6 protein-coding genes are annotated in these 6,353 nt (G+C 70.6%); 4 read left to right on the top strand and 2 right to left on the bottom strand.

The genetic code is table 11. The annotated features are described in order from the left end of the window. Position 1: 1 nt before the first annotated feature. A complete protein-coding gene (locus tag GA0115234_RS25845) occupies positions 2 to 196 on the bottom strand; it encodes a hypothetical protein (protein WP_093546072.1) in 195 nt (64 codons plus the stop codon). A gap of 111 nt (positions 197 to 307) precedes the next feature. Here GA0115234_RS25845 and GA0115234_RS25850 point away from each other — a divergent pair, with 111 nt between their 5' ends. After that, positions 308 to 1,012 (top strand): class I SAM-dependent methyltransferase, encoded by a 705-nt coding sequence (locus GA0115234_RS25850; protein ID WP_093546075.1) that lies wholly within the window; start codon positions 308 to 310, stop codon positions 1,010 to 1,012. Positions 1,013 to 1,051: 39 nt separating this feature from the next. Here GA0115234_RS25850 and GA0115234_RS25855 read toward each other — a convergent pair whose 3' ends face one another. Further along, positions 1,052 to 2,077, bottom strand: coding sequence for a dimethylarginine dimethylaminohydrolase family protein (locus GA0115234_RS25855; RefSeq protein ID WP_202554165.1), 1,026 nt, complete (start codon positions 2,075 to 2,077; stop codon positions 1,052 to 1,054). Between the two features lie 129 nt (positions 2,078 to 2,206). Between GA0115234_RS25855 and GA0115234_RS25860 the strand changes: the two genes are divergently transcribed. The 3 genes from GA0115234_RS25860 to GA0115234_RS25870 form a co-directional block, all read left to right on the top strand. After that, positions 2,207 to 3,967, top strand: a complete 1,761-nt coding sequence (locus GA0115234_RS25860) for an ABC transporter transmembrane domain-containing protein (protein ID WP_093546167.1) — start codon at positions 2,207 to 2,209, stop codon at positions 3,965 to 3,967. Continuing rightward, positions 3,964 to 5,736 carry an ABC transporter ATP-binding protein gene (locus GA0115234_RS25865; protein WP_093546081.1) on the top strand — a complete coding sequence of 591 codons (1,773 nt, stop codon included), beginning with the start codon at positions 3,964 to 3,966 and terminating at the stop codon, positions 5,734 to 5,736. Before GA0115234_RS25860 ends, GA0115234_RS25865 begins: the two co-directional genes overlap by 4 nt. Positions 5,737 to 6,008: 272 nt before the next feature. Then, the coding region (locus tag GA0115234_RS25870) for a beta-ketoacyl synthase N-terminal-like domain-containing protein (RefSeq protein WP_305123109.1) at positions 6,009 to 6,353 on the top strand (345 nt) is incomplete at its 3' end.

Raw genomic sequence — 6,353 nt, forward strand, 5'->3', positions numbered from 1 at the left:
GTCAGGCAGCCGGCCTCGTGCGGAGCCGTCGCACATCCCGTACGAGAGTGTGCACGGCACCGAGGAGGATCACGGCGCCGGCCACGATCCAGAGGGCCGACGCCCCGGCGCGGTACTCACGAACGGCCAGGGCGAGCAGCAGCAGACCGGCGAGGACGCCGAAGGACGAGATCAGGGCACTGATTCGGTTGGTCACACGGACATCATCAACCACAGTCCGGGCCAACAGGGTTGACCCGGGCGAAAGAGTCCGGCGCCCATGACCGTACCGATGGTCCGGCTGTCGCGCACTCCCTATGATTGTCCGATGCGCGCCCGCCCCATCGAACGCCCAGCCGATCTCGACACGGTCCGTGAGTCCTACGACCGCGTGGCCGACAACTACGCCCACATGGTGGTGACGACAGGAATCGGCGACATCCGCCGCCATCCATGGCTCAAGGCATCGATCGACGCCTTCGCCGATACCGTGAGCGGTCTCGGGCCCGTCCTCGATGTCGGCTGCGGACCCGGGACGGTGACCGCCTACCTCGCCGAACGCGGACTCGACGTGTCCGGGGTCGATCTCTCCCCCCGCATGATCGAGAACGCCCGCCGTCTCCATCCGGAATGCCGCTTCAGCGTGTCCTCCGCCACCGACCTCGACCTCGCGGAGGCCTCCCTCGGCGGCGTGCTCGGGTGGTGGTCGCTGTTCAACCTCCCCCGTGATGTCCTTCCCCAGGTCATCGCCCAGTTCGCGCGCGCCCTGAAGCCGGGCGGGCACTTCATCACCGCGACCCACGTCGGCGACGAGGACCAGCTGCGCACCGAGGCCTACGGCGGTGTACCCGTTCGCTGGACGACACACAAATGGCGGCCGGAACAACTCGTGGACCTGATCGAGCAGGCCGGACTGCGCCCGGTCGCCGAACTCCGGCTTCCCCCGGAGGAGTACAGCGGGCCGGGCCTGGTCGTCATGGCCGAGCGTCCCGGCCTGCCTTCGGCCGAGGCCGATGGACGTGGCGGGGTGTGACGCGGCCTGACGGTGGCGGTCAGCCGCGAGTCACAGGGCTCAGAATTTCCTCAGGAGCGGCTGAGTGCTGCATCGGAAGGAGCCGCCCAGAGAACGAGTGAGGGAGAAGTCCACGTATTCGACGTGGACGCCGAACTTTTCGATCTCCTGACCGAGGAACGAGAACTCGGGGTCGGTCACATACACATCCGGGCCGAGAGGGAGGCCGTTGGTGGCCAAGGAGGTGGCCTGATCGAGGTCGACGGTGATTCTCTCCCATTCCTTGAGTGAGTCGGGGATTCCGTCGAGCAACGCCTCTTCGCAGGCGACGAGAAGCCCTTCCCTGATGAACCCGAGCGCACAGTCCAGGTGCAGAATGCGCCTGTGCAGGCGTACCTTTTCGACGGTGTAGCCGTACGGCGCCAAGAACTTGGCCAGCCATTGGATACCCAGTGGGTTCGAGGCCAGCCCCGAGGTGCCGACGAAGACCTTCCTGCCGAGGACCAGGACGTCGCCGCCTTCGAGGAAGGGGCCGGGGCCGAGGGTGGGGTCGTCAGGGGCGGCGACCTCCGGCATGGGCACCGCGACATACGCGCAGTCGCTCGGATACACGTGATCGCGCATCACCTCCCGCAGCGGCAGTACCTCCCGGCGCCGGTGCAGGAGGCGCATGGACGCCTCGATGACCTGGTTCCCGACAGTGAAGAAAGGGTCGCGGGCGAAGAAGTTGGCGTAACCGTCACCGGCGGTCGCCTTCTCCACCGGGGTGAGCGGACGAGGTCTGTGGACCTGGATTCCATGGCGCCCGAGAACCGTACGGAACGCTTCCCGCTCGCCTTCCCAGCGGGCCTGTCGTTCCGGGGCGAAGTCCTTCATGTCACCGCCGACGGCGATTTCCTTCCGGCTCTCCGCAGAAAGGAATCGCAGATCGTCCGACGACATGGCCGACGCGGGAATGGACACCTCGCTCCGGGCCAGTACCACGGTCCGCAAGGGAGCGAACTCGCTCTCCACATACACCTCGGACATGGCTCTCCTCCTGATTTCAGCCGACTCGCAGGCACCTTTCGCGACGATATCCCCCATGGCCCGCTATCTGCGGGTGGCGAGGGTGGTGGATGAAATGTCCTGCATGGCCACCGCGGTACGCCCGCCCGAGGGCCTCTCTGAAACAATGTTCGGATGAATCGGTCCGCGCTCACCGACCCGTGGCAGATGACGGACTCGTACAACGATCCGGGCACTCCGGACCGTCGCAGTGCCCCGCGGTACCTGTGGTGGCTGATCACCAGTCAGCGCCGCCGGATCGCCGCCGGATCACTGCTCGGCAGTGCCTGGATGGTCTGTCTGACGCTGCCGCCGTACCTGCTGTCACGCGCCATCGACGACGGGCTGGAACCGGGGCGGTGGTCCGCGCTGACCGGCTGGGTCGCGGCGTTGCTGGGTGTGGGAGTGCTGAACGCGTGGCTGGCCATCATGCGGCACCGCACGATGACCAGGGTGCGGCTGGACGCCGTCTTCCGTTCCGTGCGGGTCGTGGTCGCGCAGGCGACCAGGCTGGGTGGGGCGCTGCCGCGCCGGGTCACGGCCGGGGAGGTCGTCACGATCGGGTTCGGCGACGTCGCCGTGATCGCCAACGCGCTGACCATCACCGGCCCCGGTGTCGGCGCGGTCCTCGCCTGTGTCGTGGTGGCCGTGCTGCTGCTGACCGTTTCGCCTCTGCTCGCCGCGGTGGTGCTGCTCGGGGTGCCGCTGCTCGTGATGCTGGTCGGTCCGCTGCTGGGGCGGTTGCAGGGCGTCGAGTCGACGTACCGGGAACAGCAGGGCAGGCTTGCCGCCCGGTTCGAGGACATGGCCGGGGGCCTGCGCGTCCTCAACGGCATCGGCGGCAAGGAGGCCTACGCCGAGGCGTACCGCCGCGGCTCGCGGACCCTGCAGGCGGAGGGGTACCGCGTCGGCGCGGTGACCAGCTGGATCCAGGCCCTCGGTGTCGGCCTTCCCACGCTCTTCCTCGGGGCCGTGACCTGGCTCGCGGCCCGGATGGCCGCCCAAGGGACCATCAGCGTCGGTGAGTTGGTCGCGGTCTACGGGTACGCCGCCGTGCTGGTGGTGCCGGTCTCGTTCTTCATCGAGGGCGGCCACGACCTCAGCCGCGCACTGGTCGCCACCCGCCGGGTCATAGGTTTCCTGGCCCTGGAGCCGGATTCCGTCGACCGGGGCACGGCGTCGGACGGGCCCGGGGCACCGTCCACGCTCCGTGATCCGGAGTCCGGCGTCGAAGTGGCGCCCGGGAAGCTGACCGCGTTGGTCGGCGCCCGGCCGTCGGAGTCAGCGGCGGTGGTCGACCGCCTCGGCCGGTTCACCGAATCGGCCGCGACCTGGGGCGCGATACGCCTCGACGAGATCGACCTGACGCAGATCCGGCGGCGGATCCTCGTCGCGGACAACGAGGCCGCTCTCTTCGGCGGTCCGCTGCGCGAGGTGATCTGCGGTGCCCGGGACCGGGACGAGGAGTCCATCGGCCGGGCCCTGTACGCGGCCGTGGCGCAGGACATCGTCCGCGGTCTGCCCGACGGGCTCGACTCGCCCGTCGACGCGCAGGGCCGCAATCTCTCCGGGGGCCAGCGCCAGCGCCTCCGGCTGGCCAGGGCGCTGCTCGCCGATCCCGAGGTGCTCCTCGCGGTCGAGCCCACCTCGGCGGTCGACGCACACACCGAGGCGGCCGTCGCGGCCCGGCTGCGCGCCGCACGGACCGGCCGCACCACGGTCGTCACCAGCACGTCACCGCTCCTGCTGGGCCAGGCGGACACCGTGTACTACCTCGTCGACGGCTCCGTGGCGGCCGTCGGCAGCCACCGTGAACTCCTGGACCGGCAGCCGGGCTACCGCCTTCTGGTGTCCCGCGGCACGGCCGACGAGGGCCACGCGTGCCCGGACGAAGGAACCGTCCCGCCGTTCCAGGAGCCCGTACGATGACCGTCGACCCCCGGCCGGCGGCCCGAGCCCTGCCCATCGCCGAACCGTTCCGGATACGCCGGGCGGCACTCCGGCTGATCCGTGCGGACGCTCGCGCCTTCGCCGCCGTGATCGCTCTCAACGCGCTGGCCGCGGTTGCCGGGCTGGTCGGCCCGTGGCTGCTCGGCCGCATCATCGACGAGGTCGGGGCCGGTGGCGGGGTGGCCGTGGTGGACCGCCTCGCGCTCGCAATCCTCGCCTTCGCCCTGGCACAGCTCCTCCTGGTGCGTTGCGCCGGATACGTCGGACACCGCTTCGGCGAACGGACCCTGGCGCGTATCCGCGAGGAGTTCACCGGCCGGGCGCTCGCCCTGCCCACCGCGGTGGTCGAGCGGGCCGGTACGGGCGATCTGATGACCCGCGGCACCACCGATGTCGCCGCGGTCGGCACGACCCTGCGGGACGCCGGGCCCGAGGTGCTCATCGCCGCGGTCCAGGCGCTGTTCATCCTCGGCGCGGTCTTCGCGCTCGACCCGCTGCTCGGTGCGTGCGGGGTGCTGGGCCTGCTCGGGATCTGGTTCGCCGCCCGCTGGTACCTGCGCCGGGCGCTCACCGCGTACCTGGCCGAGGGCGCCGCCAACTCGGCTCTCGCGGAGCAGCTCGCGGCCACCGCCGCCGGGGCCCGTACCGTCGAAGCCCTCGGACTGCAGCAGCTCCGGATCGCGGCCTGCCAGGAGGCGATCGAACGGTGCCGGGGCACCCGGGCCCGGACCCTGTTCCTCCGCAGTGTGCTCTTCCCGGCCGTGGACATCTCCTACGTCATTCCCGTGGCCGGTGTCCTGCTGGTCGGCGGCGTACTGCACGGCCACGGCACGGTGAGCCTCGGCGCGGTCGTCGCCTCGGCCCTGTATCTGCGGCAGCTCTCCCAGCCCCTGGACACCATCCTCCAGCGGCTGGAACAACTCCAGAGCAGCAGCGCCTCGTTCGCCAGGGTGGAGGGCCTCGCCCTGGCACCGCAAGCACCACCGGTCGCCTCCCCCGTACCGGCCGACGACCGGATCGACGTGGCCGGTGTGCGCTACGCCTACGACGCCGGGAGCGACGTACTGCACGGTGTCGACCTGACGATCCTGCCCGGCGAACGGCTGGTGATCGTCGGCCCGTCCGGCGCGGGCAAGACGACCCTGGGCAGGCTGCTGGCCGGTATGGACGCGCCGCACACCGGCTCGGTGACGGTCGGGCGGGTCCCGGTCGCCGGCCTGGACCCCGACCGGTTGCGCCGCCACGTCGTCCTCGTCACCCAGGAGCACCATGTCTTCCTCGGCACGGTCCGGGACAACCTGAGGATCGCCTCGGCCGATGCCACCGACGCCGAACTGCGCACGGCGCTCGCGGCCGTCGGCGCCGACTGGGCCGACGAGCTGCCGGACGGCCTGGACACCGATCTGGGCCACGGGGCGCACCGGCCGGACGGCGCCCGTGCGCAGCAGCTCGCCCTGGCGCGCGTCGTGCTCGCCGACCCGCACACGCTGATACTCGACGAGGCCACCGCGCTCCTGGACCCGAGGACCGCCCGGCACACGGAACGGGCGCTGGCCGCCGTGCTCGAAGGCCGGACCGTCGTCGCGGTCGCACACCGCCTGCAGACGGCGCACGACGCCGACCGGGTGGCCGTGATGGAGGACGGCCGGATCACCGAACTGGGCACCCATGACGACCTCGTGGCGGCCGGTGGGGCGTACGCCGCGCTCTGGCGCTCCTGGCACGGCGAACGGCCGCCCGCCGCCTGATCCGGCAGGAAACGGGCTGAGCGTCGTAGCTCCGTGCCCATGACGCCGAGGGCTGATTCACACGGTGGTCGCCGATCGAGCCGCTGCTCGCCTGCCGGGCGCGCGAGCCCGGCATGACCAGACAAGAGGCTCTACCTAATTGTTGGAACTACACAATCCCTCGCCTGCGAATCGGTGGGCCCATGCCCTGCTTTCCGTTCCAAACGCTGACATGATCCAGATGAGGGCCAGTCAGGCGCCCTGTAACATTCACACAATTCAGGGAGGCTGGTGTGACCCGTAACGGTCAGGTGCTGGTGACGGGCGTCGGTGCGATGACGCCGCTGGGAGCGGATGCGCCGTCGTCGTGGGCCGGGCTGCTGGACGGTAAGTCGGGGGTGCGGTTCCTGGAGGAGGAGTGGGCCGTGGACCTGCCCGTGCACGTTGCGGCCGGGCTCACGGTGGACCCTGCCTCCCTGCTTCCGAGGACCGAGGCCAGGAAGCTGGACCGCGGTGAACAGGTCGCCCTGCTCAGCGCGCGCGAAGCCTGGCAGGACGCCGGTGCTCCGCAGGTCGAGCCGGAACGACTCGCCGTCGTCATCGGTACGGGGACCGGTGGTGTCCTCACCACGCTGGGG

It is taken from the genome of Streptomyces sp. DvalAA-43 (assembly GCF_900091725.1).
GTDB classification, from domain to species: Bacteria; Actinomycetota; Actinomycetes; order Streptomycetales; family Streptomycetaceae; genus Streptomyces; species Streptomyces pulveraceus.